This window comes from Martelella sp. FLE1502 (assembly GCF_053484255.1).
Genome location: NZ_JBAKFQ010000036.1, coordinates 1 through 26,069 on the forward strand (window position 1 = coordinate 1; position 26,069 = coordinate 26,069).

The window sequence follows — 26,069 nt, forward strand, 5'->3', positions numbered from 1 at the left end:
ATAGAAGACCGATCGATGCCCTGAAAAAACCAAACAAGCCACCACCAATCAATACCCCGCAGATGGCTCTTTTCGACAATGAAAGTTAAACCGGACAGCAGTGGGTCAAGCCCGAGGATGACGCCCGTAAAAGGGAAAGGTTTTAGCAAACTCAGGGCAGGCGCTTTGTCTTAGCCGCAACGATCATCATAGCGCGCCCGTCGCATCGCCCTGGGTCCCGGCTCAAGGCCGGGATCACGATGCAACGTTAGTGAGCCGCGCAACGCCCGCCGCCCCGGCGCAATCACTCGTCCTTCGGCGCTTCGTCGGCCGGCTGGGCGGCTTCCAACTTCGGTCCGCCCTTGGAAACGCCGACCATGGCCGGGCGCAGGACGCGCTCGCCGATCATGTAGCCGGCCTGGACCACCTGAACCACCGTGTTGGACGGGATTTCCGGGTTCGGAACCTCGAACATCGCCTGATGGATATTGGGGTCGAAGCGCGCGCCCTCGGCCTCGATCTTCTTCACACCGTGGCGTTCGAGGCCGGACAGCATCGAGCGTTCGGTCATCTCGACGCCCTCAATGAAGCCCTTGATCTCCTCGGTGCGCTTGTCTTCCGGAATGGCGTCCAGCGCGCGGCGCAGGTTGTCGGAAACGCCGAGCATGTCGCGCGCGAACGCGGTCACGGCATAGGCCTTGGCGTCCTTGACATCGCGGGCGGTGCGGCGGCGCAGGTTTTCCATTTCGGCGGCAAGGCGCAGAAGCTGGTCGCGCTGCTTTTCGTTCTCGGCCTTCAGGACCTCAAGCGGATCGGGCTCGGGCTGAGCCTCCTCGGCGATATCCTCGGCGGCGGCTGCGTCCATCTCGGCTTCGAGATCGAGCACCGTTTCCTTGATTTGTTCGTCAGTTCCGTTTTTCTTGGTCTCGTCGGTCATGACGTCTCCGCAGATTTCATTCCAGTGGTGAATTTCTTGAGCCCCGATATCGAGGTTCAGCCTTGAAAAATCAAGGTCTGATATGGGGACGATACGGTTTGAAGCCTCAGCGCGTGCCGGAAAGCCGTGACAGCAGATGAGCGGTATAATCAACCATCGGCACCACCCGCGCATAATTCAACCGGGTCGGCCCGATAACGCCGACGGCGCCGACCACCTGGTTGTCGCTGTCGCGGTAAGGGGCGACCACCAGCGACGAACCCGACAACGAAAACAGCTTGTTTTCCGAGCCGATGAAAATCCGGACGCCCGAGCCGCTTTCGGCGAGATTGATCAGTTCGATCAGGCTGTCCTTTTTCTCCAGATCGTCGAACAGCATGCGCAACCGGTCGATATCGGCGGCATCGGCCACGCCTTCCAGCAGATTGGCGCGCCCGCGCACGATCAGCCGCCCCGGATTGCCGTCCTCGGCGCTGCCCGACCACACGGCGAGCCCGCGCCCGACGAGATCCTGCGACAGCTGGTCCAGTTCATGGCGCACGCGGTCCTTCAGCCGGGTCAGCACCGACTTCAGCTCCGGCAGGGTCTGGCCGTTCAGATGCGCATTGAGAAAATTCGCGGCGGCCGTCAGCTGCGAGGAAGTGGTGCCGGCGGGAAGATCGATGATCCGGTTTTCGACCTGGTTGTGCTCGCCCACCAGTACGGCCAGCGCCTTGGTCGGCTCCAGCCGGATGAATTCGACATGTTTGAGCACGGTATCGCTCTTGGAGGTCATTACCAGGCCTGCCCCGCGCGACATGCCGGACAGCATCTGACTCGCCTCGTCCAGCAGTGTCTCCACCGGCTGGCCGCTGCCGATACCGCCCATCTGGCGCTCGATCTCGGCGCGCTCACTGTCTCCAAGGTCGCCGATCTGCATATAGGCATCCACGAAGAAGCGCAGGCCGCTTTCCGTCGGCAGCCGCCCGGCGCTGATGTGGGGCGCGTAGATCAGGCCGAGTTCCTCAAGATCGCTCATGACATTGCGCACCGAGGCCGGCGACAGCGACATCGGCAAAAGCCGCGACAGATTGCGCGAGCCGAGCGGCTCGCCGCTTTCCAGATAGGTCTCGACAATGCGGCGGAACACCTCGCGCGAACGGTCATCGAGCGAGATGGCGGGCATATCGGCCTTGATATTGCGTTTCGTGGTCATCCAAGCTTTGCCGGAACATGAAATGGTCTCCCGCCTAATATAGTGCGAAGGCATCGCCGCGCAATTGACCCGGGCCGGCGAGGCGTTTTTCTTTGCAAAAGCGGGCGCATGCTCGTAGAACGCGGCCAAAAGCAACCGGAAGGACCTCCCCATGCGGCCATCAGGCAGACAACTTACCCAGATGCGCAACGTCTCGTTCGAGCGCGGCTTCTCCAAGCACGCCGAAGGCTCCTGCCTGGTGAAGTTCGGCGATACCCACGTGCTGTGCACCGCCTCGCTGGAAGAACGCGTGCCGCCGTGGCTGCGCAATGGAGGCAAGGGCTGGGTGACGGCCGAATACGGCATGCTGCCGCGCGCCACCGGCGAGCGCATGCGCCGCGAGGCGTCTGCCGGCAAGCAGGGCGGACGAACGCTGGAAATTCAGCGCCTGATCGGCCGCTCGCTGCGCGCCGTCGTCGATCTCGAAGCGCTGGGCGAGCGCCAGATCAGCGTCGACTGCGACGTGATACAGGCCGATGGCGGCACCCGCACCGCCTCGATCACCGGCGCATGGATCGCGCTTCACGATTGCCTGAAATGGATGGAAGCCCGCAGCATGGTGAAGACCGGCAAGGTGCTGAAAGACCATGTCGCGGCGATTTCCTGCGGCATCTTCGCCGACCAGCCGGTGATCGACCTCGACTATCTCGAGGATTCGTCGGCAGAAACCGACGCCAATTTCGTGATGACCGGCACCGGCGGCATCGTCGAGATCCAGGGCACCGCCGAGGGCAAGCCGTTCAGCCAGGACGAGTTCCTGACGCTGCTGGACCTCGCCAGAAACGGCATCGCCGAGCTTGTCGATCTCCAGAAGAAGACCGTCGAGGGCGCGTAACGCCATGGTAAGCTCGATCGCCGCCATTCTCGAAACCGCGCTTTATGTCGATGATCTCGACGCCGCCGAGAATTTCTACGGCGGTGTGCTGGGTCTGGAGAAGATTTCCCGCGCCGGCAACCGCCATATTTTCTACCGCTGCGGGCCCGGCGTGCTGCTGATCTTCAATCCGGACGAAACCGAAAAGCCCGCGGCACCGGACGCCCTGCCCGTTCCCGCCCATGGCGGCCGCGGCCAGGGCCATGTCTGCTTCCGGCTGAAGGACGACGATTTCGCCGCCATGCTCGACCGCCTCGGCGAAAGCGGTATCGCCATCGAAAGCGATCTCCGCTGGCCGAACGGCGCCCGCTCGATCTATTTCCGCGACCCCGCCGGCAACAGCCTGGAATGCGCCGAGGGCAAGCTCTGGGGGCTGTGATGATACCCGGCCTTTGCCCCGCACTCCCTTCGATCTCCCCCCTTGAGGGGGAGATGCCCCGACAGGGGCAGAGAGGGGTGGACCGTTTCGGCAAATACGGAGCTTGCGGCTTATGCCCTTTATCCCTCTCTGTCGCTTTCGCGACATCTCCCCCTCAAGGGGGGAGATTGGTTGGGGGCTATGCGGCTCGCCCCTCCCCATCACCTCTGATCAGGACCTGACATGCGCACACTCGATACCAAGACCATCGTCGTCGCCAGCCACAATGCTGGCAAGATCGCGGAGATCGCGGATCTGATCGGCCCGCTCGGTTTTTCGGCGAAATCGGCCGCTGAACTGAGCTTCGACGTGCCCGAGGAAACCGGGACGACGTTCGAGGAAAACGCCGCGATCAAGGCGCTGGCCTCGGCCCGCACATCCGGCCTGCCCGCGCTTGCCGATGATTCCGGCATCGCCGTCGACGCGCTCGATGGCGCGCCCGGCGTCTACACCGCCGACTGGGCGGAAACGGAAGACGGCAGCCGCGATTTCGGCATGGCGATGGAAAAGGTCGAAAAGCTGCTCGTCGAAAAGGGCGCGACCACACCGGAACAGCGCACCGCCCGCTTCGTCTGCGTGCTCTGCCTAGCCTGGCCCGACGGCCATACCGAGACTTTCCGGGGCGAGGTCGAGGGCACGCTGATCTGGCCGCCGCGCGGCGACAAGGGCCATGGCTACGACCCGGTCTTCATGCCGGCGGGCCACGACCGGACCTTCGGTGAAATGGAAACCGACGAAAAGACCCATGGCGGGCCTGAGGATGGCGGCGCGCTGTCGCACCGCGCCCGCGCCTTCCGTTTGTTCGTGGAACAAGGACTGTCACGCTGAGCGAACCGCAAACCATGGCCCGCGACGATGGCGAACCGGGCTTCGGCGTCTATCTGCACTGGCCGTTCTGCGCGGCCAAATGCCCGTATTGCGACTTCAACAGCCACGTGCGTCACCAGCCTGTAGACCAACCGCGGTTCATGGCCGCCTTCGCCCGCGAGATCGACCATATGCGCTCCCTTTCCGGCCCGCGCGACGTCACCAGCATCTTCATCGGCGGCGGCACGCCCTCACTGATGGCGCCGGAGACGCTCGGCGGCATTCTCGATTCGGTTGCCAAGGCATGGCATGTGCCGGACGGGATCGAGATCACGCTGGAGGCCAACCCCTCAAGCGTCGAGGCAACACGCTTTCGCGGATACCGCGCCACCGGCGTCAACCGCGTCTCCATGGGCGTGCAGGCGCTCGATGACCGACAGTTGCGGTTCCTCGGCCGGCTGCACAATGTCGAGCAGGCGCTGGGCGCGATCGGGCTCGCGCGCGAGATATTCCCGCGCATGTCGTTCGACCTGATCTATGCCCGGCCGGGCCAGACCATCGATGACTGGGTGGCGGAGCTCAACCGCGCGATCGATCTCGCCGCCGATCACCTGTCGCTCTATCAGCTCACCATCGAGGAAGGCACGGCGTTCTACGCGCTGCACAAGGCCGGGAAACTCACCGTGCCCGATGAGGATCACGCCGCCGAGCTCTACGAGATCACGCAGGCCGTGACGGCGGAACGCGGCCTGCCCGCCTACGAGGTATCCAACCACGCCCGCCCCGGCGCGGAAAGCCGGCACAACCTCACCTACTGGCGCTATGGCGATTATGCCGGCATCGGCCCCGGCGCGCATGGCAGGCTTGCGACCACCGCCGGCAAGATCGCGACCGCCGCCGAACGCCACCCGGAAACCTGGCTCTCGATGGTCGAGGAAGCCGGCCACGGCACAAGCGAACAAAGCATGCTCACCGGCGAGGAACAGGCCGACGAATTGCTGCTGATGGGATTACGCGTGATGGAAGGCGTCGACCTTTCGCGCTGGTCGTCGCTTTCCGGCAGGCCGGTCGATGCCGAACGCGAGGCGTTTCTGCTCGACCTCGGCCTCATCGAGCGCATCGGCAACCACCGGCTGCGGGCAACGCCCGCGGGCATGCTGGTCTTGAACTGTCTGGTTGCAGAGCTATCCTGATCGACAATCATCGCTGAACATGAGATATCGGGAACCGGGTTGCGGCGCCCGCGTTTCTTAAGCGTTGAGCGCCCGCATCAAAAGGGAGATCGAGAATGGCAAGCGCGTCCTATACCCACCGCAAAATTCGCGACCGGCTGAGCGCTGCGGTCTGCATCATCTTCGCGCTCTATATGGGCTATCTCGCCCATCAGGACGGCGTGGCGCTGGCCCCATCGATCTTCTACGGGCTGATCGCCTTCGTGCTGCTCGCCATCGTGCTGATGGTGCTGCGCAGCTTCATCTACGCGCTGATCATCGCGGCGCTTCTGGTCTGGCTCGCCGCCTATATGGGCTTCGACTGGGCCGACCGGCTGATCGCCTATGTCGACCAACTCCTGACCTTCGGCTATCAGGAATCGCTGAAGCTGTTCATGGAAGCGAAAGAGCCGATCACGACGTGAGCGCCTCAAACCTCTGACACCTCTGACAAACCTGTCCTTTTTACGGACGTCATCCTCGGGCTTGTCCCGAGGATCTAACCCCCGCTCCACACGAGCGGCGTTGGCGTTTAGGAATGGCTTGAATATATTTCCGCCCGTGACGCTGGTCGCATTGATACGTGCTTAGATCCTCGGCACAGGGCCGAGGATGACGGCGGAGATTGGGATAGGCTTTGCCAATCAACTGAGCTGGTCGCGACGTGATCCGACGGCTTTCCGCCGTCGGGCAGCGAAACACTCAGGCCGCAAGCCCATCCATAAGGCTCTTCAGCGCGGCCTCGGCCTCTGCCGAACGCTCCGAGCGATCGATGAAGCCGCCGCCGAAGACGCGGGCCTCGTTGCCGGGCGCATCATAGAGCACGCAGGCCTGTCCGTTTGCGATCCCGGCCTCGCCTTCCAGCAGATCGACATAGACGCCGTTGTCATCAACGCGCAGCACCACCGGCAGCGGCGGGCGCGTGGAGCGCACCTTGGCGAAACATTCGAAACCGTCCGCCGCTTCCTCGGCGAGCGGGCGATCGCCCAGCCAGTTGACGTCGCGCAGATAGATCCGCCGGGTTTCCAGCGCCTCGCGCGGGCCGACGACGACGCGGCGCGAGCGGGCGTCGAGATGAACCACGTAAAGCGGCTCGCCGGTGGCCACCCCAAGCCCCTTGCGCTGGCCGATCGTGTAGCGGACGATGCCCTCGTGACGGCCGAGCACGCGGCCGTCGAGATGGACGATCTCGCCGGAAAGCTCGGCATTCGGCTTGAGCTTGGCGATAACATCGGAATATTTGCCCTGCGGCACGAAACAGATGTCCTGGCTGTCCGGCTTGTCGGCAACGATCAGGCCCATTTCCTCGGCCAGCTTCCGGGTCTCGGCCTTCGGCAGGCCACCCAGCGGAAAGCGCAGGAAATCGATCTGCTCCTGCGTGGTCGCAAACAGGAAATAGCTCTGGTCGCGCTCAGCGTCGACCGGACGGTAAAGCGCGCGCCGCATCGGATTGTCGGCCGACGGATTGGGCGCGGAGCGGATATAATGGCCGGTCGCCAGCGCATCGGCGCCGAGTTCGCGCGCCGTCGTCAACAGGTCGGCGAACTTGACCGTCTGGTTGCAGGCAACGCATGGGATCGGCGTTTCGCCGGCGATATAGGCCTCTGCGAACGGGTTGATCACCGTTTCGCGAAACCGCGCCTCGTAGTCGAGCACGTAATGCGGAATGCCGAGGCGTTCGCTGACGCGTCGCGCGTCATCGATATCCTGCCCCGCGCAACAGGAGCCTGCGCGATGCACGGCCGCGCCGTGATCGTAAAGCTGAAGCGTGATGCCGAGGACATCATAGCCCTCGCGCTGCAAAAGCCCGGCCACGACCGAGCTGTCGACGCCGCCGGACATCGCCACGACAACGCGGGTGTCCTCCGGCTTCTTGTCAAAACCGAGTGTGTTCATGATCCGCCAGTCCAGTTCAAGGTTGGATGTGAATCCCATATTTGCCGCTGATATAGAGGCCTTGCGCCAAAGACGCAAGAATGCTGGCCTTTCAGGCCGCCAGACTGCTGACAACCCCCTGAATGTGCAGTTTGATACCTTCCTGACCTTCCTCACAGGGGTCATGCTCGGACTTGATCCGAGCATCCAGGCGATCTAAGCCATCGAATTTGATAAGGCCTATTGCGAAGCCTTGCCGCGCTGCCTGGATCCTCGTGTCAAGCACGAGGATGACGCCGAATTTAAGGACAGGTTTATCAACAAGCTGCCGTGGCTCAGGCCGCGATCATCGGCGCGATATAGCCGCCATGCACCCAGCCGCGAATGCTCCCCTCCTCGCCATCGGCCCGTTCGGGCGCGACAAAGGCCCAGTCCCCCTCGCGCTTCAGCACCCGAAGCCGGGTCCCGCGCAGCAGCATGCCGGGCGGCACGATCTTCTCGAACGACGTTCCGGGCCCGCCGCGCAGGTTCAGCCGGCCGGCCGTTACCACATAGGCCGCCTCGCGGTCGGCGGCCTCGCCCATCAGCCCCTGAAACCGCGCCATCGGAAAGGCTGGGCCCGGATCGGTCTTCCACCCGCGCGTATCGATTTCCTCATGGCTGACGATCGCCGCGATCGGATAGGCTGAAAGCAGCGCCTGGACGATCTCCAGCCCGGTCTCGAGCTGGGCTTCCGGGTAGAGCGGCCAGGCGAAGTTGCCAGAGCCGACGCGGGCATGCGGAGCCAGCATATAGCCGCCGGCCTTTTTCAGGGCGCGGTCGTTCATCCGCCTGCCATAGGCATCGATGTAATCGCCGAGGCCGTTCGGCTTCATCCAGCCGGCATTGACGAATTCGATGCCGACCGAATGGCTGTTGAGGCCCTGCAATTCGCCATAACGCGAGGGCCCCGCATGCCAGGCCGTGCGGTTGAACGGCGCGATCTGCCAGGCCGTGCCGTCACGGTTAACGACAATGTGCGCGCTGGAGCCGCGATTGGTCGTGCCGCCCGCCTCGCCCATCAGCCAGTTCCGGCTCGCGTTGCCGTTCCAGCCAGTGGTGTAATGCAGCACGATGACGACCGGCGGCTTTTCGCGCGCGGCGCCGAGATTGGAGGATTGCCTGTACCAGATGCCCGGAATTTTATGATTCTCGATGCGCATGACGCCTGCCCTTCGATACGGTTCGCGATGACCGGAATCGTAAGGGCGGCGGTGGCGGCGGGAGGCTGCGGGGAAAAGCGGGCACAAAAAAGCGCGGCCCGTGAAGGCCGCGCTCGTAGATCCGGTAGGACCCTGTCGATCAGGCGGCCGTCTTGGCTGCGATCTTGGCAACGTGCTCGCCCTGGAAGCGGGCGGCTGCAAGTTCGGTTTCGGACGGCATGCGCGAGCCGTCGCCATCGGTGATGGTGGAGGCGCCGTAGGGCGAGCCGCCCTTGACTTCCTCAACGCCCATCTGGCCGGCGAAGGCGTAAGGCAGGCCAACGACGACCATGCCGTGATGCAGCAGCGTGGGGATGAAGCCGAGAATGGTGGATTCCTGGCCGCCATGTTGGGTCGCCGACGAGGTGAACACCGATCCGACCTTGCCAACCAGCTTGCCTTCGGCCCACAGCGCGCCGGTCTGGTCCACGAAGTTGCGCATCTGCGAGGCCATGGTGCCGTAGCGGGTGCCGCAGCCGAAGATGATGGCATCGTAGTCTGCCAGTTCATTGGGATCGGCGATCGGGGCTTCCTGATCCAGCTTGAAGCCGGAGTTCTTGGCGACCTCTTCCGGCACCAGTTCGGGCACGCGCTTCAGGGTTACCTCGGCACCGCCGGCTTTCGCGCCTTCGACAACGGCCTTGGCCATGGCTTCGATGTGGCCATAAGCGGAATAGTAGAGGACGAGAACTTTTGCCATTTGATTGCTCCGGTTTCACTGTTTGAAAGGTTGCCCCTTGATATGGCGCGGACGGGGCAATTGTCGAGACGAGCGGCCATAGACGCACTGTTCACATTCTTGAGCCCGGCCGCGAAAATGGATGCTTGAACAAAATTGCCGAAGGGTCCAGAAATCAGTTCCCCGGCATATCACGGACCAGATCGACATGACCCAGCAGCCCACCGCAGCCATGCTCGCCATCGGCGACGAATTGTTGTCCGGACGGACAAAGGACAAGAATATCGGCTATCTGGCGGATGCGATGACGCTGGCGGCCATCGAACTGAAGGAAGTCCGGATCGTCGCCGACGACCAACAGGCGATCGTGGAGGCCGTCAATGCACTGAGGGCCCGCTACACCTATGTCTTCACCTCCGGCGGCATTGGCGGCACCCATGACGATATCACCGCCGATTCGGTCTCGGCTGCCTTCGGCCTTGCCTGCATCTACAATGACGAAGCCATGACGCGGCTTGCGGAAAATTACGCGCGGCGTGGCCTCAACTTCAACGAATCGCGCCAGCGCATGGCCCGCATGCCGGAAGGGGCGACGCTGATCGACAACCCGGTTTCCACCGCGCCCGGCTTCATTATCGGCAATGTCTATGTCATGGCCGGCGTTCCGCAGGTGTTCCAGGCGATGCTTGCCAATGTCATCCCCACGCTCAAGGGCGGCGTCGCGATCATCTCGGAAGCGATCGACTGCCCCTTCGGCGAGGGCGATATCGGCACCCAGCTTGCCGCGATCCAGAAGGCGCATCCCGATACCGCGATCGGCTCCTATCCGCGGTTTTCCGAAAAGGGCTTCAACACCCAGCTCGTGGTCCGCGCCCGCGAGCGCGCGCATGTCGATGCCGCCGCCAACGCGATACGGGCGATGATTGCCGCGCTTCAGCGATGATTTTGACTCCGGTCAATGCTTTGTCCTTCGCAATAAACCATACCAACGCTACAATGCGGCAAACCCGGCATTACTCGTGAGGAGGCTTACATGAGCTACAAGACCATTCTGGCGGTGATGGAATCTCCCGCGCAACAGGGCGGATTTCTCGATTTCACCTTCGAGGTCGTGCGCAGTTTCGATGCGCATCTGATCGGCCTCCACGCCGAGGCCGTTACCCCCACCCCGATCGTCGCGCCGATGGAAATTCCGGATCCGGTCTCGGTGCAGTCTCTGCAGGAACTTGCGGAAAAGCGCAGCGCGGAGATCGGCGAGATCTTCCGCACCCGCACCGAGCGGGAAGGCATTTCCTGTGACTGGCGCAATATCGTCTCGGCATCCGGCTTCGCCGGCCCCTCGGTGATCGACAGCGCGCGCGCGGCCGATCTGATCATCGCGCCGCAACTTGCCTCCGACGCGCCCGGCGACATCCGCACCAATTTCGAGAACTTCCTCTTCGAAAGCGGCCGTCCGGTGCTGATGGTTCCCCATGTCGCCAAGGCCGCCAAGCCGTTTTCCAAGGTGATGGTCGCCTGGAATGGCTCGCGCGAGGCCGCGCGCTCCACATTTGACGCCCTGCCCTTCCTCAAGAAGGCGGACGAGGTCGAAATCTTCTCGGTCAATCCGCGCGAGAGCGCCGATGAGGATAGCGGGCTTTCCGGGGCCGAGATCGCGGCAACGCTTGCCCGCCACGGCATCAATGTCGTCGCCACCACGGCCCATGCCGACAAGGCCAAGGCCGGCGAGATCATCGAGAACCGGCTTTCCGACAACTCCGTCGATCTGCTGATAATGGGCGCCTATACCCATTCCAGGCTCTGGGAACTGCTTTTCGGCGGCGTCACCCGCACGCTGCTCGGCTCGATGACGGCAGCAACGCTGATGTCGCGGTAAGACAGCGCAGGCCTTGCAATAACGCCGCGAATGCGGCTATTAGCCCGCATTGTTTGTTGCGGAGCCTGCCATGTCCCTACCCGAAAAAGCCTTCCCCGTTTCGTGGGACCAGTTCCACCGAGACGCCCGCGCGCTCGCCTGGCGTCTCGCCGGCCTTGACCAGACCTTCACGGCGATCGTCTGCGTCACCCGCGGCGGGTTGGTCCCGTCCGCGATTATCTCGCGCGAACTGGAAATCCGCCTGATCGAAACGGTGTGCATCGCGAGCTATCATGATTACACCGATCAGGGGGAGACGCTGCTCCTGAAGGGCATTTCCGAGGGGCTGAAGAAGAATGGCGGCGAAGGCGTGCTGATCATCGACGACCTGACCGACACCGGCAACACCGCCCGCGAAGTGCGCGAGATGCTGCCGAACGCCCATTTCGCCTGCGTTTACGCCAAGCCGCAGGGCGTGCCCATGGTCGACACCTTCGTCACCGAGGTCAGCCAGGACACCTGGATCTACTTCCCCTGGGACATGGGCTTCACCTATCAGGCGCCGATCAAGAAGTCGCCTTCGGACAAGTAGGCCGCTTCCGTTCTGCTTTTACAATTGTCGCCAAAAACAACGAACGCCTGACCAGCTTCCCTTCTGGTCAGGCGTTCGCTTCGCGCGGCCGGGGGGACTACCGCTTGCGGAGACGGGGGGCTTCCTGAGGAGCCAGATAGTGGGTCAGGAGCGGGCCTGAGACCCAGGCGATCAGCAGCATGGCGGGCAGAAGGAAAATCCTGGCGTCGTACAGAACCGGCACCGTCAGTATGATGCCGACAACCATTGCGCAGCACAGCGCGATCGCGGCATAAGCAAGAACGCGTAAGGGCAGATTTTCCATTTCGAGTTCTCCATGTTCTGTTGCATGGTAAACGCGAAGTGAAGAAAACGGTTCCCTCTGCGCGGCGCTTTTCGCAATCGATCACGGAGGAAGCGGCCGTTTCAGCCGCCACGCTCCTTGCGAAGCTTGTCCCACCATTGCAGCCGCTTGTTGATCTCGCGCTCGAAACCGCGATCGGGCGGATTGTAGAATTTCTGGCGGCCCATTTCGGTCGGAAAATAATCCTGTCCGGAGAAGGCATCGGGCTGGTCGTGATCGTAGCGATAGCCGTCGCCATAGCCTTCCGACTTCATCAGCTTGGTCGGGGCGTTCAGGATATGCTTGGGCGGCAGCAGCGAGCCGTTTTCCTTCGCCGCCCGCATCGCCGCCTTGAAGGCGGTGTAGACGCCGTTCGACTTCGGCGCGGTGGCAAGGTAGACGCAGGCTTCCGCCAGCGCCAGTTCGCCTTCCGGAGAGCCGAGAAAATCATAGGCGTCCTTGGCCGCATTGGCGACGACGAGCGCCTGCGGATCGGCAAGGCCGATATCCTCAGCTGCCATGCGCACCAGCCTTCGCCCGAGAAACAGCGGGTCCTCGCCGGCATCGAACATGCGGGCAAGATAATAAAGCGCCGCATCGGGATCGGAGCCGCGCACCGCCTTGTGGAGCGCGGAAATCAGATTGTAATGGCCGTCCTGGCCCTTGTCATAGATCGGCGCGCGGCGCTGGACGATGTTCAGCAGGCTTTGCGGGTCCAGCATCTCGCCTTCGCGGGCGGCGCGCCAGACCTCCTCGGAAAGCGTCAGGATCGCCCGCCCGTCGCCATCGGCCATCATCAGCAGCGTCTGGCGGGCGGCGTCATCAAGCGGCAGTTTCTTGCCCTCCGCCTCTTCGGCGCGGGCCACAAGTTCGGCGAGGCTTTCGGCGTCATGCGGCCGGAAGGTCAGCACCCGTGCCCGTGAAAGAAGCGCGGCATTGAGCTCGAAGGACGGGTTTTCGGTGGTGGCGCCGACCAGAATGATCGTGCCGTCCTCCATGACCGGCAGAAAACTGTCCTGCTGGGCGCGGTTGAAACGGTGGATCTCGTCCACGAACAGCAGCGTCTGCCGCCCGTTCATGCGCCGGGCGCGAGCTGCCTCGAACACCTTCTTGAGATCGGCCACGCCGGAGAAGATCGCGGAAATCTGCTCGAAGGCGAGTTCCGCCTCGCCCGACAGCAGCCGGGCGACCGTGGTCTTGCCGGTGCCCGGCGGCCCCCAGAAGATCATCGAGCCGAGCGAGCCGGACGCAATCATCCGCGTCAGCACGCCATCGGGGCCGGTCAGATGCGGCTGGCCGGTGACCTCGGCAAGGTGCTTCGGCCGCAGCCGGTCGGCCAGCGGCCGCTTGCGTTCGATATCGTCCGGAACTTTGGGGGCAAACAGGTCGCTCATCTGAAGATCTGGTTTATCATCCTGCCGCCGCTATTGATGGAAAGGCGCCAGAGGCCGGGACTGGCGGCGGCCTGATCTTCCAGCGTGCCGGTCGTGTCGATTTCGGTTCCGTTGACCGCGACGATGACATCCCCGCGGGCAAAGCCGATACGGGCGGCGGGCGAGCCGGCTGCAACGTCCGCGACGACGACACCATCAGATATATCGGGCAGGCGCAACTCCTCGACCACGCGGGGCGAGATGTTTTCCACCGTCAGGCCGGAAAACGGGCTGTTGCCGTCGATCGTGCGGGTATCGCGCGGCGGGTCCTCCGGCGCAAGGCCGAGCGGCAGGGCGATGTGGCTGGTCTTGCCGTCGCGCTCGACCGTGAGGTCCGCCTTCTCGCCGATGCCGATCACGGTGAGGCGATAAAGCAGGGCGTCAGGGTGTTCGACCGGAACGCCGTTGACCGCGGTGATGACGGAACCGGGCTTGAGCCCAGCCTTTTCAGCGGGGCTCGCCTCACTGACGGCGGAAATGATCGCCCCGCGCGCTGCCTTCAGGCCCAGCGCCTCGGCCATATCGGAGGTGACCGGACCGAAACTCGCGCCGACATAGGGGCGCTGGAACCGCTCGTCCCCGCGATCGGCGGCGGCGAGGAACACCTTGACCATATTGGCCGGAATGGCAAAACCGATGCCGTTCGACCCACCGCCCTTGGAGAAGATCGCGGTGTTGATGCCGATCAGCTCGCCCTGCATGTCGAGCAGCGCGCCGCCCGAATTGCCGGGATTGATCGCCGCGTCGGTCTGCAGGAAGAAGCCGAATTCGCCGTCGGTGATCGAATTGCGCGCAAGCCCGGAAATGATGCCGCTCGTGACCGTCTGGCCGACGGCGAAGGGGTTGCCGATGGCAAGCGACAGATCGCCGACCTCGACCGCATCGGAATCACCGATCGGGATTGTCGGAAAATCCTCGTCCGACTTGATCTTCAGCACCGCCAGATCATAGCGGTCGTCCTTCAGGAGAACGGTACATGGAAATTCGCGTCCGTCGGCAAGCGCGACGCGCACATCATCCGCGCCGGCGATGACGTGATTGTTGGTGATGATCATGCCGTTCTTCTCCACGATCACGCCGGAACCGAGCGAGACCTGCTTTTCCGAGCGCCCGGGCATCTGCTGACCGAAGAACTGGCCGAAGAACGGATCGGAAAACAGCGGCGACATGCGCCGCGTCACCATGCGTTCCGCATAGACATTGACCACCGCCGGCGCAGTCTCCTTTACCAGCGGCGCGTAGGAATATTGCAACTCGGCATCGCTGCCGGGAACCACTCTTTCGGCGGCAAGGGCGGGCTGCATGGTCAAAGCGATACCGGCGAAAAGAGCCGCGGCGGAAATGCGTGTGAAGTGTGCCGTCATCAGTCACCTGTCTCTTCATGAATTTCATCCGGAGAACCCGGAGGATGCACCACCATCATCGCCCGATATAGGGTGAAAAAGCGGCAGATGCGACAAAACAGGCGCGGTTTGTGCGCCTATTCATTTCACATTCACGATTGCAGCGGATGATTGCCGTCAATACCGGGCGACAACCGCCCGCCACAAAATTGCCGGGCGACACGCGCAGGTTCCGGTCGCAACCAAAAGGAGGTAATTCCATGAAACACGCTCCCACAGCACTCGCCCTTGCGGCTTCGCTTGCCATCGTAGGCGGCACGGCCCTGATGACCACGCCGGCCTCTGCCGCAAGCTTCGATTGCAGCGCCTCCGGCCTGACGCCAAACGAAAAGACCATCTGCTCCAACCTCACGCTCAACGACGACGACGTGAAGATGGCGACGATGTACACCATGCTGAAGGGCCTGTTCGCGATGGGCGTTTCCGGCAACATGGGCGACGACCAGAAGGCCTGGCTAAAGGAACGCGAAGCCTGCGGCACCGATGTCGCCTGCATCGAAAAAGCCTATGACACCCGCATCGGCCAGTTGCAGAAGCTCTATGACGGGATCGACAAGCCGATTTGAGGCAAGTTCCGAGGGAACGTCCCGCTCCCCTTCCCCACATATCAGCGTGGCGCGTTCAGCGCCCGCTTTGACAAGGCCGGCCATTGCTTGAGGAGCGCCTCACGGGTGAGAATCCCCGGCGACTGCTTGCCGCGCTGCTCCGTCTGCGTCAGCGTCACGAATACCAGCGCGTCATCGCCGCGTTCTGCCCAGCCGACATACCAGCCCCAGCCATGCGCGTAATCGAAACTGCGATCCGCGCGCCGGGGATAGGCCGCGCCGGTCTTGCCGCGCATCAGCCATCCGTCGACATTGTTCTGCTCCAGCAGACCGCGCGCCTTCGTCATGGCGTCCTGGCTGGCCGGCAATGTTCCGAGCACCAACCCGCGCAGGAAGACGGCCTGCTGATACGGCGAAATCTTCAGCGATGACGCAATCCATGCGCGGTCGAGCCCGTTGTCGTAACCCGGATCGCCGGAAAAATCGGCATTGCCGTAGCCAAAGGCCTCACCATAGCGTGTGAGGGTCGCCGCGCCGAGACTATGGGTCAGGCGCTGTGAATACCAGACGACGGAATAGCGGATCCAGCGCTCGGTATCGGTGTCCTGTTTCCACGCCGCGCCGCCCCAGTCGGGATCGCCTGCGCGATAGGCCATGACCGGGTGATGCGCATCCTGCAGAATACCGGCGTCGAAAGCCATAACCGCCAGCGCCACCTTGAAGGTCGATGCCGGCGTGACCTCCGACCGGCAGTCCCCCTCCTCCAGCAGAACCGCACCGGATTGTGCGTTCATCACAAGCGAGCAGACGGGCGCCGCCTCGGCGGAACGCGCCAGCACCGGCAACAGGAACAGCACGAGACCAAAGAACAAACGCAGCATTTTCACCTCCACCACACAAAGTTTCGGGCCGACCTTTTGCAGGACGGCCCGAACGGTTTTAAAGGGTCCGCATTTGATGCGAGACAGCCATGCCTATTCCGGCAGGATCCGCACCGCGCCCTTGTCGGCGCTGGCGGCAAAGGCGGCGTAGGCCTTGAGCGCGGTCGTCACCTGGCGACGGCGAGGCGCTTCCGGCTTCCAGCCCTTCTCATCCTGCGCCGAACGGCGGGCCTCGAGTTCAGACGGCGAAAGCCGCAGGCTGATCGTGCGGCCCGGAATGTCGATATCGATCATGTCGCCATTGCGGACGAGGCCGATCGCGCCGCCCTGGGCTGCTTCCGGCGAAACATGGCCGATCGAAAGACCCGACGTGCCGCCGGAGAAACGTCCGTCGGTGATCAGCGCGCAATCCTTGCCGAGGCCCTTCGACTTCAGATAGCTGGTCGGGTACAGCATTTCCTGCATGCCCGGCCCGCCCTTCGGCCCTTCGTAGCGGATGACCACGACGTCGCCGGCCTTGACCTCGTTGGAGAGGATGCCCTTCACCGCCGCGTCCTGGCTTTCGTAGACAACGGCCGGACCGGAGAATTTCAGGATCGATTCGTCGACGCCCGCCGTTTTCACAATGCAGCCGTCAAGCGCGACATTGCCTTTCAGCACGGCAAGCCCGCCATCCTTGGAGAACGGATGCTCGGCGTTGCGGATGGCGCCCGAAACGCGGTCGAGATCGAGCTCGCTCCAACGACGCTCCTGCGAGAACGCCTGTTGCGATGGCACGCCGCCAGGGGCTGCCATGTAGAACTTGCGGACGCTTTCGGAATTGGTGCGCACGATATCCCATTGGTCGATGGCATCGCCCAACGTCGCCGAATGCACGGTCGGGCTGTCGCGTTTGATCAGCCCTGCCCGGTCCAGCTCGCCAAGGATCGCCATGATGCCGCCGGCGCGGTGGACGTCTTCCATGTGAACATCGTTCTTGGCCGGCGCGACCTTGCACAGGCACGGCACGTGGCGCGACAGCCTGTCGATGTCGTCCATGGTGAAGTCAAGCTCGGCCTCATAGGCGGCAGCCAGAATATGCAGCACTGTATTGGTCGAGCCGCCCATGGCGATATCGAGCGTCATGGCGTTTTCGAACGCGGCCTTGCTGGCGATGTTGCGCGGCAGCGCGGATTCGTCGTCCTGTTCGTAGTAGCGCCGCGCCAAGTCGACGATCTGGTGGCCGGCCTCGACGAACAGGCGGCGACGATCGGCATGGGTAGCGAGCGTCGAACCATTGCCCGGCAGCGACAGGCCAAGCGCTTCCGTCAGACAGTTCATCGAGTTGGCGGTGAACATGCCCGAGCACGAGCCGCAGGTCGGGCAGGCCGAGCGCTCGATCGCCTGAACGTCACTGTCGGAATATTTGTCATCGGCGGCGGCGACCATGGCGTCGACCAGATCGAGCGCCTGTTCCTTGCCGTTCAGCACCACCTTGCCGGCCTCCATCGGACCGCCGGAAACGAAGACCGTCGGAATGTTGAGCCTGAGCGAGGCCATCAGCATGCCGGGGGTGATCTTGTCGCAGTTGGAGATGCAGACCATGGCATCGGCGCAATGGGCATTGACCATGTATTCGACGCTGTCGGCGATGACCTCGCGCGAGGGCAGCGAATAGAGCATGCCGTCATGGCCCATGGCGATGCCGTCATCGACGGCGATGGTGTTGAATTCCTTGGCGACACCGCCAGCGCTTTCAATCTCGCGGGCGACGAGCTGGCCGAGGTCCTTCAGGTGCACGTGACCGGGCACGAACTGGGTGAAAGAATTGACGACGGCGATGATCGGCTTGCCGAAATCACCATCCTTCATGCCGGTTGCGCGCCAGAGACCGCGCGCGCCGGCCATGTTTCGACCATGGGTCGTCGTTCTTGAACGATAGGCAGGCATGGGGCTTCCTTTCTTAAATCCGGCGTTCGGCACATATGACCCCTTGGGTCCTCCTCAATGTGCTCCTGCGCCTTGCGCAGGCATCGCCGCTTGTGATGGTGGTAACCCATATCGGACGGGCTGTCACTATCGGTTGGCGGCAAAACGGTACTCTCCGGTACGGTTAGTCAAAAAAGAGCATGAAAGCCCTAAGCAATCGCTTACGCGGCGCTGTTTCAGCCATAAGCAGATGGACGCCGAGGCAGACAGGCAGCAGATCGGGATCGTTGCGCCTCCCCACCGGAGCGCCGTTCCAACAGAGGAAATTACCATGATCCGTTCCATGTTTCTCGCGGTTGCCTTCATTGCAGCCCCCGTCGCCGCCTTCGCCATGCCCGCCGTCGGCGATGTCGTCGGCACCAACCCGGCGGATGCCGCCGCAGCACTTGAGAAGGCAGGCTGCACCCTCAAGGGCTTCGAGGCCGAGGGCGGCATGATCGAGGCGAAATGCTTTGATCAGGACAATGTGATGCACGAGGTCTATATCAACCCGAAGACCGGCGCGATCGCCAGGATTTCCGGGAAAGACTGAAATGTCCGCCGGTAGACAAACAGGGACCGGGGCAGCGATTGCCCCGCCCGACCCGTGGGACCCGGTGGTGCGCCTCAGTCACTGGCTGATCGCCGCCGCCGTTATCATAAACGGCCTGATTTCAGAACCGGGCGGAACCATCCATATCTGGATCGGCTGGATCGCGATGGCTGTGCTGGTCATCCGCCTGGTCTGGGGGGTCATCGGCCCAAGGGAAGCCCGGTTTACCGCCTTCCTTCCTGATCCGCGCGCCGCGGTTACGCATCTCTTCTCGCTGGTGCGCGGCAAGCCGAAGGAATATCCCTCGCACAATCCCGCGGGCGCGATCATGGTCTATGCGCTCTGGGCATGTCTCGTGGCGGTGATCGCGACTGGATTGATCCTGACCGACGCGAAAACACCAATCACCATCGCCAAGGAGCGGGCGGCGGTCAAACAGGGCGACTGGTCCGTGCTTGCTGGGGACGATGAGGGCGAGGAACCCGCCGAAGGCTCTGGAGAAATCGTGAAAGAGATCCACGAGACAGCGGCCAATCTCATGCTAATATTGGCGCTCGTTCATGTCGCAGGCGTTGCGGCCGAAAGCTACGCGCTCAGGAGAAATCTTGTGCGTCCGATGATCAAGGGTCCACCGCGTTGACGAAAACCCGGAAAACAACACGGCAAGGGCGATCGCAGACGATCGCCCTTGCGCTGTTCATGATGCTGCAGAGCGTGGCAGCGCTGTTCTTCGTCGCCGACGCCGTTCGAGACCTTGCCGACGCCCCGGTGAACGCCGAGTCGATCATCGAGGCATTGACGGCCTTCGTTCTCGTGCTCGGCATCTTCATGGCCGGCTGGCAGTTGCGGCTGACGCTTGAGCGCATGGCGGCACAGGGGCGCGCGCTCGATATCGCCCGCGGCGATTTCGTCCGCATCATCGAAACCCAGTTCGACATCTGGGGTCTGACGGCGGCAGAGCGGGAGGTGGGCATGCTGGCGCTGAAGGGCATCGACATGGCGGAGATCGCGCGCCTTCGAGGCTCGGCCCAGGGCACGGTGCGCGCTCAGATGACCCGCATCTATGCCAAGGCCGGCGTTTCGGGTCGCGCGCAATTTGCGGCATGGTTCGTCGAGGAGCTTCTGGGTGACGGCATCTCTCCGAAAGACGCCGGAGAGAAAGAGCCGGCGACCTGAGGGGCAACCGGGTGCTGTTCCGGGCATGCCGCCCCTGCCCTCACGCCCGCTACACAAAAATGTGGTCGGGAAGTTTCTTGTGAAAGGTGAAACTATCGGCGATCTTCCGACGTAATGGTTCATGACGAACATTACGGGAGACATTTCGATGTCCGCTTACAAGCCGCCCCATATCCCCTCTTCTGAGATCACGCCGGAGCATCTCTACCTGAAGCGTCGCTCGCTCCTGGCGGGCCTTGCTGCAGGCGCCACCTTTGCCGCGGCCCCCGGCACCTTTGCCGCCGGGGAAGACCTTTCCCAGGGCGAGGCGCTGAAGACGGTGAAGGGGCCGTTCCCCGCCCCCGCCGACCGCAAGGTGACGAGCTACGAGGACATCACCCACTACAACAATTTCTACGAATTCGGGACCGGCAAGGAAGACCCCTACCGCAACTCCGGCGACTTCCAGCCCTACCCCTGGACCTTCGAAATCGACGGCATGGTGCAGAAGCCCCAGCGAGTCGACATCGATACCCTGCTGACGAAGTTCCCGCTGGAAGACCGCACCTATCGCATGCGTTGCGTGGAAGCATGGTCGATGGTGATCCCGTGGGTCGGCATTCCGCTGAAATCGATCCTCGACATGGCGGAGCCCACCGGATCGGCGAAATATGTCGCCTTCCAGACCGTGGTGCGCCCCGATCAGATGCCGGGCCAGCGCGGCTTCGGCCAGCCCATGCCCTGGCCCTATGTCGAGGGGCTGAGGCTCGATGAGGCCAACCACCCGCTGACGATCATCTCCGTCGGGCTTTACGGCAAGACGCTCCTGAACCAGTCGGGCGCGCCGATGCGCCTTGTGGTGCCGTGGAAATACGGCTTCAAGGGCATCAAGTCGATCACGAAAATGACACTCACCGACAAGCAGCCGCCCAATAGCTGGAACCTGCTGCAGCCGAGCGAGTATGGCTTCTACGCCAATGTGAACCCCGACGTGCCGCATCCGCGCTGGAGCCAGGCCTCCGAACGCGTGATCGGCGAAGGCGGCGGCTTCTTCGGCGGCGAGCGGATTCCGACGCTGAAGTTCAACGGCTATGGCGAAGAGGTGGCGAGCCTCTACAGCGGCATGGACCTCAAGGCCAATTATTGAGCAGCGGAAAAATGACCGACATCGCAGCCAGAAAAAGCCCGGCCGCCAAAACCCACTGGTGGCGTCCGGCTTCCGTCTGGGCGCTCTACGCGCTCGGCCTGGCGCCGGCCGTCTGGTATTTCTACCTCGGCGCCACCAACCAGCTTGGCGTCGATCCGGTGAAGACCTTCGAGCATGTGCTGGGCATCTGGGCGCTACGCTTCATCCTGGCAACGCTTTGCGTCACGCCGCTGCGCGATCTCGCCGAGATCAACCTGATGCGCTATCGCCGGGCGCTGGGTCTGCTCGGCTTCTATTATGTCTGCTTCCATTTCCTGGTCTATCTCGTGCTCGACCAGCGCATGGATATTTCCATGGTGATCGAGGATATCATCAAGCGGCCCTTCATCACCTTCGGCATGATGGCGCTGGTGATGTTGATCCCGCTCGCCGTCACCTCCAACAACTGGTCGATCCGCACATTGAAGAAGGGCTGGATAATGATCCACTCCTTCATCTACGAGATCACCGCCCTCGCCACCCTCCACTTCGCGATGTCGCGCAAGGTCATCGGCCCGGAGATCCTGCTCTACATCGCGATCGCCGTGCTGCTCTTGGGCTATCGCTTCGCGCGGCCCACGATCATGGAGCGCAAGCGCGCGAGGAAGAAGGCAGCGCGGATGCGGAAGGGCGCGGCGTAGCGCCCGCTCTAAGCCGGGTGGCGGGATGACGCGCGCCGCCAAATTCAGGCCATAATATCGCCCCTCCCCTGGGTAAACGTGCCCGGCGACAGGACAGTGCGAGGGGACATGACCGATTTCGCGGCGGAGAAAAGCGCGTGGGCGCCTGACCGGTGGCTGACCGATATAACGCCCAATCCGGCGTTGATGGGCTTCCGCCGCTTCTGCGTGGAGTTCCTGTTCTTCGGCCTCAAGGAGGCCCGCGCATGCCTGTTTGCGGGCCTGTTTCTGGTGGCGATCTTCGCCATGCCGCGCGAGGGCCTTGCCGGCATTCCGCGTTACGATCTGCTTCTGATCATCGCGCTCGCCATCCAATTTGCGATGATCCGGTTCGGGCTGGAGACGGTGGACGAGTTCAAGGCGATCTGCCTGTTTCACGTCGTGGGCTTCGCGCTCGAGGCGTTCAAGACGTCGGGCGCGATCCAGTCCTGGGCCTATCCGGATTTCGCCTATACCAAGCTTCTCGGCGTGCCGCTCTTCGCCGGTTTCATGTATGCCGCCGTCGGCAGCTACATCATCCAGGCCTGGCGCATTCTCGATGTCCGCATCATCCACCACCCGCCCTACTGGATGGCGACGCTGGTGGCGTTGGTGATTTACCTCAACTTCTTCACCCACCACTATATCGGCGACTATCGCTGGTATATCGCAGCCCTCGCTATCGGCCTCTATGCCCGGACAACCGTGATCTTCCGCCCCTATGACCGTGACCGCAAGATGCCGATGCTGCTCGCCTTCGTGCTGATCGGCTTCTTCATCTGGCTCGCCGAAAACATCTCGACCTTCTTCTCGGTCTGGCAATATCCGGACCAACTCGGCGCGTGGTCGACCGTGCATATCGGCAAATGGAGCTCCTGGACGCTGGTCATCATCATGACCTTCACCATCGTCGCCTTCCTGAAGCATATCCGGGCGACGATCGATGTGCCGCGGTAACGGGAGCCTCCAGCACGGGAACCGCCTTCAGGGCGCTTCTTCGACAAAGTCGTGCAAGAGATCATAGAGCGCATCGAATTCAGGTGCGTCGCCGATAATGGCAGCGGTGAGCGCGTCGGCCAGATACTCGCTGTCGAGGCTGGGGTTCAGTTCGTAACCGTTGATACGAAGAAACGCGATGCCGGCGGCAAAGGCGGTGCGTTTGTTTCCCTGTTCGAAGGCATGGGCTTGACCAACCGCAATCATGAGCATCGTCGTGAGAATAACGAGATCGTCCTGCCCGTCATAGTAATAGAGGTTCTTGGGCCGCTCCAACGCGGCCTCAAGCTTGTCTTTGAAGAGAAGCTGGTGGCTCTCGCCGGTCTGCTCAACCTGATAGAAATTCAGGTCAATGAGCAGATTTGCGTCGAGCCATTCCGGTTCACTGAGCAAGCTTCGCGATCGTCTTGGGAAACTTTTCCGATATCTCGCGGCTGAGGGCCTTGGCGTCGACCTTCTTGCCTGTCGGACGCGCGGTCAAGCGACGCGCTTTTTTGACCTGCTTTGTCGAGGCTGTCATTGTCTTGCTCCTTCGCCGCGATGCACGTTCTTTGCAGACGGCTCAAATCCCTTCCACATCTATAATGATAGGGTGCGAGAGCAGCGTTTGCAACACGACGACATCGCGCCTCCGTTTGACCGCACCCTAAAAAAAAAGCCGGGCGCTTTCACACCCGGCTCTTCAATACATCAAAACTGAAACCGCTGCTTACGCGGCTTCCATTTCCGACTCGGCTTCAGCCGCAACGCGGGCCTTGTCTTCGGCGCCCTTGGCGTTCACGTCGCGGTCAACGAATTCGATGACGGCGATCGGGGCGTTGTCGCCGTGGCGGAAGCCAGCCTTCATGATGCGGGTGTAGCCGCCATTGCGGTCGACGTAGCGCGAGGCCAGAACGTCGAACAGCTTCTTCACGGCGTCCACGTCCTTGATCTGCGAAATCGCCTGACGGCGGGCATGCAGATCGCCGCGCTTGCCGAGCGTGATCAGCTTTTCGACGATCGGACGGATTTCCTTGGCCTTGGGCAGCGTCGTGACAATCTGCTCATGAACGATGAGCGAGACGGCCATGTTGGCAAACATCGCTTTGCGATGGCTTGCCGTTCTGTTCAGCTTGCGGCCTGCACTTTTATGGCGCATTGCTATTCTCCTTCACTTGCAGGCATCCACCTGCAGTATGACGTGTTAGTACTGATCCTCGTACCGCTTGGCGAGGTCGTCGATGTTTTCCGGCGGCCAGGCCGGCACTTCCATGCCCAGATGCAGACCCATGGAGGCCAGCACTTCCTTGATCTCGTTCAGCGACTTGCGGCCGAAATTCGGCGTGCGCAGCATTTCCGCTTCGGTCTTCTGAATGAGATCGCCGATGTAAACGATGTTGTCGTTCTTCAGGCAGTTGGCCGAACGGACCGAAAGTTCGAGTTCGTCGACCTTCTTGAGAAGGGCCGGGTTGAAGGCGAGTTCGGTGACGTCGTCTTCTTCCGTATCCTTCTGCGGCTCTTCGAAGTTCACGAAGACCGAGAGCTGATCCTGCAGGATGCGGGCGGCGAATGCGACCGAATCCTCGCCGGTGACAGAACCATCGGTTTCGATGGTCATCAGCAGCTTGTCATAGTCGAGAACCTGGCCCTCACGGGTGTTCTCAACCTTATAGGAGACCTTGCGGATCGGCGAATAGAGGCTGTCGACCGGGATCAGGCCGATCGGCGCGTCTTCGGCGCGGTTGCGCTCTGCCGGCACATAGCCCTTGCCGTTGTTGACGGTGAACTCCATGCGGATTTCAGCGCCTTCGTCCAGCGTGCAGAGCACGAGGTCCGGGTTCAGGATCTCGATATCGCCAACTGTCTGAATATCGCCGGCGGTGACAACGCCCGGGCCCTGCTTGCGCACGACCATGCGTTTCGCCTCGTCGCCTTCCATGCGGATGGCGATTTCCTTGATGTTCAGGACGATGTCGGTGACATCTTCGCGAACGCCGGGGATCGACGAGAATTCATGCAGAACGCCATCGATCTGAACCGCGGTCACGGCAGCGCCGCGCAGCGAGGACAGAAGGATGCGGCGCAGCGCATTGCCGAGCGTCAGGCCGAAGCCGCGTTCCAGCGGCTCGGCGACGAGCGTCGCCTTCTTCGGGCCGCTCGAGGTGAATTCCACCTTGGAGGGCTTGATCAGTTCCTGCCAGTTTTTCTGTATCATGATTTCTACCTTTCGTTCGCCGCACTATCCAATCGTGACGGCCGAGCTTCGTAGAACCGGGATCTCATACGAGACCACCGGAGCAAATTGACAGATGATTAGACGCGACGCTTCTTGCGCGGGCGGCAGCCATTGTGCGGGATCGGCGTCACATCGCGGATCGAGGTGATGACGAAACCGGCAGCCTGGAGCGCGCGCAGAGCCGATTCACGACCGGAACCCGGACCGCAGACTTCGACTTCCAGCGACTTCATGCCGTGCTCCTGAGCCTTCTTGGCGCAGTCTTCGGCAGCGATCTGGGCAGCGAACGGCGTAGACTTGCGCGAGCCCTTGAAGCCCTTGGCGCCAGCGGACGACCAGGCAATCGCGTTGCCCTGAGCGTCGGTGATGGTGATCATCGTGTTGTTGAACGAGGAGTTCACGTGGGCAACGCCCGACGAAATATTCTTACGTTCGCGACGGCGAACGCGGGTGGCTTCCTTGGCCATGGTATTCCTTTCGTTGATCTCGACACCGCCGTAACGCCAGCGGCTCCACCGGGAAAGTTTCGCCTTGAACGAAAACCCTCCTGATCCTTCTCATCGCGGCGGCATTCGCGCTCACCGCATACCGGCCCTTTTGCGGCCCGGTCATCTACGCAGAAAGCCGGCGCAAACCCGCCGGCTCATCCGGAACAAAATGTCCCGTGAAACTTACTTCTTCTTGCCTGCAATCGCCTTTGCCGGGCCCTTGCGGGTGCGGGCATTGGTGTGCGTGCGCTGGCCGCGAACCGGAAGGCCGCGACGATGACGCAGACCGCGGTAGCAGCCGAGGTCCATCAGGCGCTTGATGTTCATGGAGTTTTCGCGACGCAGGTCGCCTTCCACCATGTAATCGCGATCGATCGCCTCACGGATCTGAAGGACTTCGGCGTCCGTCAGTTCGTGCACGCGGCGTTCAGCCGGAATGGAAGCCTTTTCGCAGATTTCCTGCGCGAATTTCGGTCCGATCCCGTGAATATACTGCAGCGCGATTACAACGCGCTTGGCAGTCGGGATGTTGACGCCAGCAATACGAGCCACGCCGATTCTCCTTAACATCTTCTATTGGCAGC

General features: G+C 62.4%; 32 protein-coding genes. 16 read left to right on the forward strand and 16 right to left on the reverse strand.

Going from position 1 to position 26,069, the window contains the following annotated elements:
- Positions 1 to 283: 283 nt before the first annotated feature.
- Together grpE and hrcA are read right to left on the reverse strand one after the other, a co-directional pair.
- Positions 284 to 916: a nucleotide exchange factor GrpE gene (gene grpE, locus V6767_RS21075; RefSeq protein WP_448475257.1), complete on the reverse strand. Its 633-nt coding sequence runs from the start codon at positions 914 to 916 to the stop codon at positions 284 to 286.
- Between the two features lie 106 nt (positions 917 to 1,022).
- Entirely contained in the window at positions 1,023 to 2,111 is a 1,089-nt protein-coding gene (gene hrcA / locus V6767_RS21080; RefSeq protein ID WP_448464539.1) for a heat-inducible transcriptional repressor HrcA, read from the reverse strand.
- A gap of 151 nt (positions 2,112 to 2,262) precedes the next feature.
- Here hrcA and rph point away from each other — a divergent pair, with 151 nt between their 5' ends.
- From rph to V6767_RS21105, 5 genes are all read left to right on the forward strand, one after another.
- Positions 2,263 to 2,985, forward strand: coding sequence for a ribonuclease PH (rph, locus tag V6767_RS21085; RefSeq protein ID WP_448427435.1), 723 nt, complete (start codon positions 2,263 to 2,265; stop codon positions 2,983 to 2,985).
- 4 nt (positions 2,986 to 2,989) lie between these two features.
- Positions 2,990 to 3,403, forward strand: a complete 414-nt coding sequence (locus tag V6767_RS21090) for a VOC family protein (protein ID WP_448475258.1) — start codon at positions 2,990 to 2,992, stop codon at positions 3,401 to 3,403.
- 222 nt (positions 3,404 to 3,625) lie between these two features.
- Complete coding sequence (gene rdgB, locus V6767_RS21095) at positions 3,626 to 4,270, forward strand: RdgB/HAM1 family non-canonical purine NTP pyrophosphatase (RefSeq protein ID WP_448475259.1); 645 nt, start codon at positions 3,626 to 3,628, stop codon at positions 4,268 to 4,270.
- 14 nt (positions 4,271 to 4,284) lie between these two features.
- Complete coding sequence (gene hemW, locus V6767_RS21100) at positions 4,285 to 5,442, forward strand: radical SAM family heme chaperone HemW (protein WP_448475260.1); 1,158 nt, start codon at positions 4,285 to 4,287, stop codon at positions 5,440 to 5,442.
- A gap of 95 nt (positions 5,443 to 5,537) precedes the next feature.
- Positions 5,538 to 5,885 (forward strand): hypothetical protein, encoded by a 348-nt coding sequence (locus tag V6767_RS21105; protein WP_448475261.1) that lies wholly within the window; start codon positions 5,538 to 5,540, stop codon positions 5,883 to 5,885.
- 277 nt (positions 5,886 to 6,162) lie between these two features.
- On the opposite strand, the gene mnmA is transcribed toward V6767_RS21105, so the two are convergent.
- Positions 6,163 to 7,356 (reverse strand): tRNA 2-thiouridine(34) synthase MnmA, encoded by a 1,194-nt coding sequence (gene mnmA, locus V6767_RS21110; RefSeq protein ID WP_448475262.1) that lies wholly within the window; start codon positions 7,354 to 7,356, stop codon positions 6,163 to 6,165.
- Here mnmA and V6767_RS21115 point away from each other — a divergent pair.
- Complete coding sequence (locus tag V6767_RS21115) at positions 7,355 to 7,555, forward strand: hypothetical protein (RefSeq protein ID WP_448475263.1); 201 nt, start codon at positions 7,355 to 7,357, stop codon at positions 7,553 to 7,555. The two genes, mnmA and V6767_RS21115, sit on opposite strands and share 2 nt — an antisense overlap.
- 115 nt (positions 7,556 to 7,670) lie before the next feature.
- On the opposite strand, the gene V6767_RS21120 is transcribed toward V6767_RS21115, so the two are convergent.
- Both V6767_RS21120 and wrbA read right to left on the reverse strand, forming a co-directional pair.
- Positions 7,671 to 8,537: an N-acetylmuramoyl-L-alanine amidase gene (locus V6767_RS21120; protein ID WP_448475264.1), complete on the reverse strand. Its 867-nt coding sequence runs from the start codon at positions 8,535 to 8,537 to the stop codon at positions 7,671 to 7,673.
- A 139-nt stretch (positions 8,538 to 8,676) separates the two neighbouring features.
- Positions 8,677 to 9,276: an NAD(P)H:quinone oxidoreductase gene (gene wrbA / locus V6767_RS21125; RefSeq protein ID WP_448475265.1), complete on the reverse strand. Its 600-nt coding sequence runs from the start codon at positions 9,274 to 9,276 to the stop codon at positions 8,677 to 8,679.
- 187 nt (positions 9,277 to 9,463) lie between these two features.
- On the opposite strand from wrbA, the gene V6767_RS21130 reads away from it, so the two are divergent.
- From V6767_RS21130 to gpt, 3 genes are all read left to right on the forward strand, one after another.
- Positions 9,464 to 10,198, forward strand: a complete 735-nt coding sequence (locus V6767_RS21130) for a competence/damage-inducible protein A (protein WP_448475266.1) — start codon at positions 9,464 to 9,466, stop codon at positions 10,196 to 10,198.
- Positions 10,199 to 10,288: 90 nt separating this feature from the next.
- Positions 10,289 to 11,131 carry a universal stress protein gene (locus V6767_RS21135; RefSeq protein WP_448475267.1) on the forward strand — a complete coding sequence of 281 codons (843 nt, stop codon included), beginning with the start codon at positions 10,289 to 10,291 and terminating at the stop codon, positions 11,129 to 11,131.
- A 70-nt stretch (positions 11,132 to 11,201) separates the two neighbouring features.
- Complete coding sequence (gpt, locus tag V6767_RS21140; protein ID WP_448475268.1) at positions 11,202 to 11,702, forward strand: xanthine phosphoribosyltransferase; 501 nt, start codon at positions 11,202 to 11,204, stop codon at positions 11,700 to 11,702.
- A 97-nt stretch (positions 11,703 to 11,799) separates the two neighbouring features.
- Here gpt and V6767_RS21145 read toward each other — a convergent pair whose 3' ends face one another.
- The 3 genes from V6767_RS21145 to V6767_RS21155 all read right to left on the reverse strand — a co-directional run bounded on the left by V6767_RS21145 (position 11,800) and on the right by V6767_RS21155 (position 14,821).
- Positions 11,800 to 12,006, reverse strand: coding sequence for a hypothetical protein (locus tag V6767_RS21145; RefSeq protein WP_448475269.1), 207 nt, complete (start codon positions 12,004 to 12,006; stop codon positions 11,800 to 11,802).
- A 101-nt stretch (positions 12,007 to 12,107) separates the two neighbouring features.
- Entirely contained in the window at positions 12,108 to 13,418 is a 1,311-nt protein-coding gene (locus V6767_RS21150; protein WP_448475270.1) for a replication-associated recombination protein A, read from the reverse strand.
- Positions 13,415 to 14,821 (reverse strand): DegQ family serine endoprotease, encoded by a 1,407-nt coding sequence (locus tag V6767_RS21155; protein WP_448475271.1) that lies wholly within the window; start codon positions 14,819 to 14,821, stop codon positions 13,415 to 13,417. The genes V6767_RS21150 and V6767_RS21155 overlap by 4 nt, the downstream gene beginning before the upstream one ends.
- Before the next feature lie 239 nt (positions 14,822 to 15,060).
- Here V6767_RS21155 and V6767_RS21160 point away from each other — a divergent pair, with 239 nt between their 5' ends.
- Positions 15,061 to 15,426 (forward strand): lysozyme inhibitor LprI family protein, encoded by a 366-nt coding sequence (locus tag V6767_RS21160; protein ID WP_448475272.1) that lies wholly within the window; start codon positions 15,061 to 15,063, stop codon positions 15,424 to 15,426.
- A 41-nt stretch (positions 15,427 to 15,467) separates the two neighbouring features.
- On the opposite strand, the gene blaOXA is transcribed toward V6767_RS21160, so the two are convergent.
- Together blaOXA and ilvD are read right to left on the reverse strand one after the other, a co-directional pair.
- On the reverse strand, positions 15,468 to 16,286 hold the full coding sequence (blaOXA, locus tag V6767_RS21165) for a class D beta-lactamase (RefSeq protein ID WP_448475273.1): 819 nt from the start codon (positions 16,284 to 16,286) through the stop codon (positions 15,468 to 15,470).
- 93 nt (positions 16,287 to 16,379) lie between these two features.
- A complete protein-coding gene (gene ilvD, locus V6767_RS21170; RefSeq protein ID WP_448475274.1) occupies positions 16,380 to 18,215 on the reverse strand; it encodes a dihydroxy-acid dehydratase in 1,836 nt (611 codons plus the stop codon).
- Positions 18,216 to 18,525: 310 nt separating this feature from the next.
- Between ilvD and V6767_RS21175 the strand changes: the two genes are divergently transcribed.
- The 6 genes from V6767_RS21175 (at position 18,526) to V6767_RS21200 (ending at position 22,743) form a co-directional block, all read left to right on the forward strand.
- Positions 18,526 to 18,786, forward strand: a complete 261-nt coding sequence (locus V6767_RS21175; protein WP_448475275.1) for a PepSY domain-containing protein — start codon at positions 18,526 to 18,528, stop codon at positions 18,784 to 18,786.
- A 1-nt stretch (position 18,787) separates the two neighbouring features.
- Complete coding sequence (locus V6767_RS21180) at positions 18,788 to 19,426, forward strand: cytochrome b/b6 domain-containing protein (RefSeq protein WP_448475276.1); 639 nt, start codon at positions 18,788 to 18,790, stop codon at positions 19,424 to 19,426.
- Between the two features lie 59 nt (positions 19,427 to 19,485).
- Positions 19,486 to 19,962 carry a helix-turn-helix transcriptional regulator gene (locus V6767_RS21185; RefSeq protein ID WP_448475277.1) on the forward strand — a complete coding sequence of 159 codons (477 nt, stop codon included), beginning with the start codon at positions 19,486 to 19,488 and terminating at the stop codon, positions 19,960 to 19,962.
- A gap of 148 nt (positions 19,963 to 20,110) precedes the next feature.
- Positions 20,111 to 21,088 (forward strand): protein-methionine-sulfoxide reductase catalytic subunit MsrP, encoded by a 978-nt coding sequence (msrP, locus tag V6767_RS21190; protein ID WP_448475278.1) that lies wholly within the window; start codon positions 20,111 to 20,113, stop codon positions 21,086 to 21,088.
- 11 nt (positions 21,089 to 21,099) lie between these two features.
- On the forward strand, positions 21,100 to 21,768 hold the full coding sequence (gene msrQ / locus V6767_RS21195; RefSeq protein WP_448475279.1) for a protein-methionine-sulfoxide reductase heme-binding subunit MsrQ: 669 nt from the start codon (positions 21,100 to 21,102) through the stop codon (positions 21,766 to 21,768).
- 108 nt (positions 21,769 to 21,876) lie between these two features.
- The gene (locus V6767_RS21200; RefSeq protein ID WP_448475280.1) at positions 21,877 to 22,743 is read left to right on the forward strand and encodes a DUF817 domain-containing protein; all 867 of its coding nucleotides are present in this window, start codon (positions 21,877 to 21,879) and stop codon (positions 22,741 to 22,743) included.
- Positions 22,744 to 22,770: 27 nt separating this feature from the next.
- Here the strand turns inward: V6767_RS21200 and V6767_RS21205 are convergent, their stop codons facing one another.
- The 6 genes from V6767_RS21205 to rpsM all read right to left on the reverse strand — a co-directional run bounded on the left by V6767_RS21205 (position 22,771) and on the right by rpsM (position 26,037).
- Positions 22,771 to 23,175 (reverse strand): type II toxin-antitoxin system death-on-curing family toxin, encoded by a 405-nt coding sequence (locus V6767_RS21205; RefSeq protein WP_448475281.1) that lies wholly within the window; start codon positions 23,173 to 23,175, stop codon positions 22,771 to 22,773.
- A complete protein-coding gene (locus tag V6767_RS21210) occupies positions 23,165 to 23,302 on the reverse strand; it encodes a hypothetical protein (RefSeq protein WP_448475282.1) in 138 nt (45 codons plus the stop codon). The genes V6767_RS21205 and V6767_RS21210 overlap by 11 nt, the downstream gene beginning before the upstream one ends.
- Positions 23,303 to 23,491: 189 nt before the next feature.
- Complete coding sequence (rplQ, locus tag V6767_RS21215) at positions 23,492 to 23,920, reverse strand: 50S ribosomal protein L17 (RefSeq protein WP_448475283.1); 429 nt, start codon at positions 23,918 to 23,920, stop codon at positions 23,492 to 23,494.
- A gap of 45 nt (positions 23,921 to 23,965) precedes the next feature.
- Positions 23,966 to 24,976: a DNA-directed RNA polymerase subunit alpha gene (locus V6767_RS21220; protein ID WP_018065589.1), complete on the reverse strand. Its 1,011-nt coding sequence runs from the start codon at positions 24,974 to 24,976 to the stop codon at positions 23,966 to 23,968.
- A 98-nt stretch (positions 24,977 to 25,074) separates the two neighbouring features.
- Positions 25,075 to 25,464: a 30S ribosomal protein S11 gene (gene rpsK, locus V6767_RS21225; protein WP_018065590.1), complete on the reverse strand. Its 390-nt coding sequence runs from the start codon at positions 25,462 to 25,464 to the stop codon at positions 25,075 to 25,077.
- 204 nt (positions 25,465 to 25,668) lie between these two features.
- A complete protein-coding gene (gene rpsM / locus V6767_RS21230) occupies positions 25,669 to 26,037 on the reverse strand; it encodes a 30S ribosomal protein S13 (protein ID WP_018065591.1) in 369 nt (122 codons plus the stop codon).
- Between the last annotated feature and the right edge of the window lie 32 nt (positions 26,038 to 26,069).

Excerpts from the sequence above, each read along its gene's own strand:
- V6767_RS21210 (WP_448475282.1), bottom strand. The coding sequence starts at position 23,302 with ATGACAGCCTCGACAAAGCAGGTCAAAAAAGCGCGTCGCTTGACCGCG.
- V6767_RS21180 (WP_448475276.1), top strand. The coding sequence starts at position 18,788 with ATGTCCGCCGGTAGACAAACAGGGACCGGGGCAGCGATTGCCCCGCCC.
- grpE (WP_448475257.1), bottom strand. The coding sequence starts at position 916 with ATGACCGACGAGACCAAGAAAAACGGAACTGACGAACAAATCAAGGAA.
- gpt (WP_448475268.1), top strand. The coding sequence starts at position 11,202 with ATGTCCCTACCCGAAAAAGCCTTCCCCGTTTCGTGGGACCAGTTCCAC.
- V6767_RS21115 (WP_448475263.1), top strand. The coding sequence starts at position 7,355 with ATGATCCGCCAGTCCAGTTCAAGGTTGGATGTGAATCCCATATTTGCC.
- V6767_RS21185 (WP_448475277.1), top strand. The coding sequence starts at position 19,486 with ATGATGCTGCAGAGCGTGGCAGCGCTGTTCTTCGTCGCCGACGCCGTT.
- ilvD (WP_448475274.1), bottom strand. The coding sequence starts at position 18,215 with ATGCCTGCCTATCGTTCAAGAACGACGACCCATGGTCGAAACATGGCC.
- V6767_RS21090 (WP_448475258.1), top strand. The coding sequence starts at position 2,990 with ATGGTAAGCTCGATCGCCGCCATTCTCGAAACCGCGCTTTATGTCGAT.
- hrcA (WP_448464539.1), bottom strand. The coding sequence starts at position 2,111 with ATGACCACGAAACGCAATATCAAGGCCGATATGCCCGCCATCTCGCTC.
- V6767_RS21145 (WP_448475269.1), bottom strand. The coding sequence starts at position 12,006 with ATGGAAAATCTGCCCTTACGCGTTCTTGCTTATGCCGCGATCGCGCTG.
- V6767_RS21130 (WP_448475266.1), top strand. The coding sequence starts at position 9,464 with ATGACCCAGCAGCCCACCGCAGCCATGCTCGCCATCGGCGACGAATTG.
- blaOXA (WP_448475273.1), bottom strand. The coding sequence starts at position 16,286 with ATGCTGCGTTTGTTCTTTGGTCTCGTGCTGTTCCTGTTGCCGGTGCTG.
- V6767_RS21155 (WP_448475271.1), bottom strand. The coding sequence starts at position 14,821 with ATGACGGCACACTTCACACGCATTTCCGCCGCGGCTCTTTTCGCCGGT.
- V6767_RS21200 (WP_448475280.1), top strand. The coding sequence starts at position 21,877 with ATGACCGATTTCGCGGCGGAGAAAAGCGCGTGGGCGCCTGACCGGTGG.
- hemW (WP_448475260.1), top strand. The coding sequence starts at position 4,285 with ATGGCCCGCGACGATGGCGAACCGGGCTTCGGCGTCTATCTGCACTGG.
- msrP (WP_448475278.1), top strand. The coding sequence starts at position 20,111 with ATGTCCGCTTACAAGCCGCCCCATATCCCCTCTTCTGAGATCACGCCG.
- V6767_RS21160 (WP_448475272.1), top strand. The coding sequence starts at position 15,061 with ATGAAACACGCTCCCACAGCACTCGCCCTTGCGGCTTCGCTTGCCATC.
- wrbA (WP_448475265.1), bottom strand. The coding sequence starts at position 9,276 with ATGGCAAAAGTTCTCGTCCTCTACTATTCCGCTTATGGCCACATCGAA.
- msrQ (WP_448475279.1), top strand. The coding sequence starts at position 21,100 with ATGACCGACATCGCAGCCAGAAAAAGCCCGGCCGCCAAAACCCACTGG.
- mnmA (WP_448475262.1), bottom strand. The coding sequence starts at position 7,356 with ATGAACACACTCGGTTTTGACAAGAAGCCGGAGGACACCCGCGTTGTC.
- V6767_RS21135 (WP_448475267.1), top strand. The coding sequence starts at position 10,289 with ATGAGCTACAAGACCATTCTGGCGGTGATGGAATCTCCCGCGCAACAG.
- V6767_RS21105 (WP_448475261.1), top strand. The coding sequence starts at position 5,538 with ATGGCAAGCGCGTCCTATACCCACCGCAAAATTCGCGACCGGCTGAGC.
- rpsK (WP_018065590.1), bottom strand. The coding sequence starts at position 25,464 with ATGGCCAAGGAAGCCACCCGCGTTCGCCGTCGCGAACGTAAGAATATT.
- rdgB (WP_448475259.1), top strand. The coding sequence starts at position 3,626 with ATGCGCACACTCGATACCAAGACCATCGTCGTCGCCAGCCACAATGCT.
- rplQ (WP_448475283.1), bottom strand. The coding sequence starts at position 23,920 with ATGCGCCATAAAAGTGCAGGCCGCAAGCTGAACAGAACGGCAAGCCAT.
- V6767_RS21220 (WP_018065589.1), bottom strand. The coding sequence starts at position 24,976 with ATGATACAGAAAAACTGGCAGGAACTGATCAAGCCCTCCAAGGTGGAA.
- V6767_RS21175 (WP_448475275.1), top strand. The coding sequence starts at position 18,526 with ATGATCCGTTCCATGTTTCTCGCGGTTGCCTTCATTGCAGCCCCCGTC.
- rph (WP_448427435.1), top strand. The coding sequence starts at position 2,263 with ATGCGGCCATCAGGCAGACAACTTACCCAGATGCGCAACGTCTCGTTC.
- V6767_RS21120 (WP_448475264.1), bottom strand. The coding sequence starts at position 8,537 with ATGCGCATCGAGAATCATAAAATTCCGGGCATCTGGTACAGGCAATCC.
- V6767_RS21150 (WP_448475270.1), bottom strand. The coding sequence starts at position 13,418 with ATGAGCGACCTGTTTGCCCCCAAAGTTCCGGACGATATCGAACGCAAG.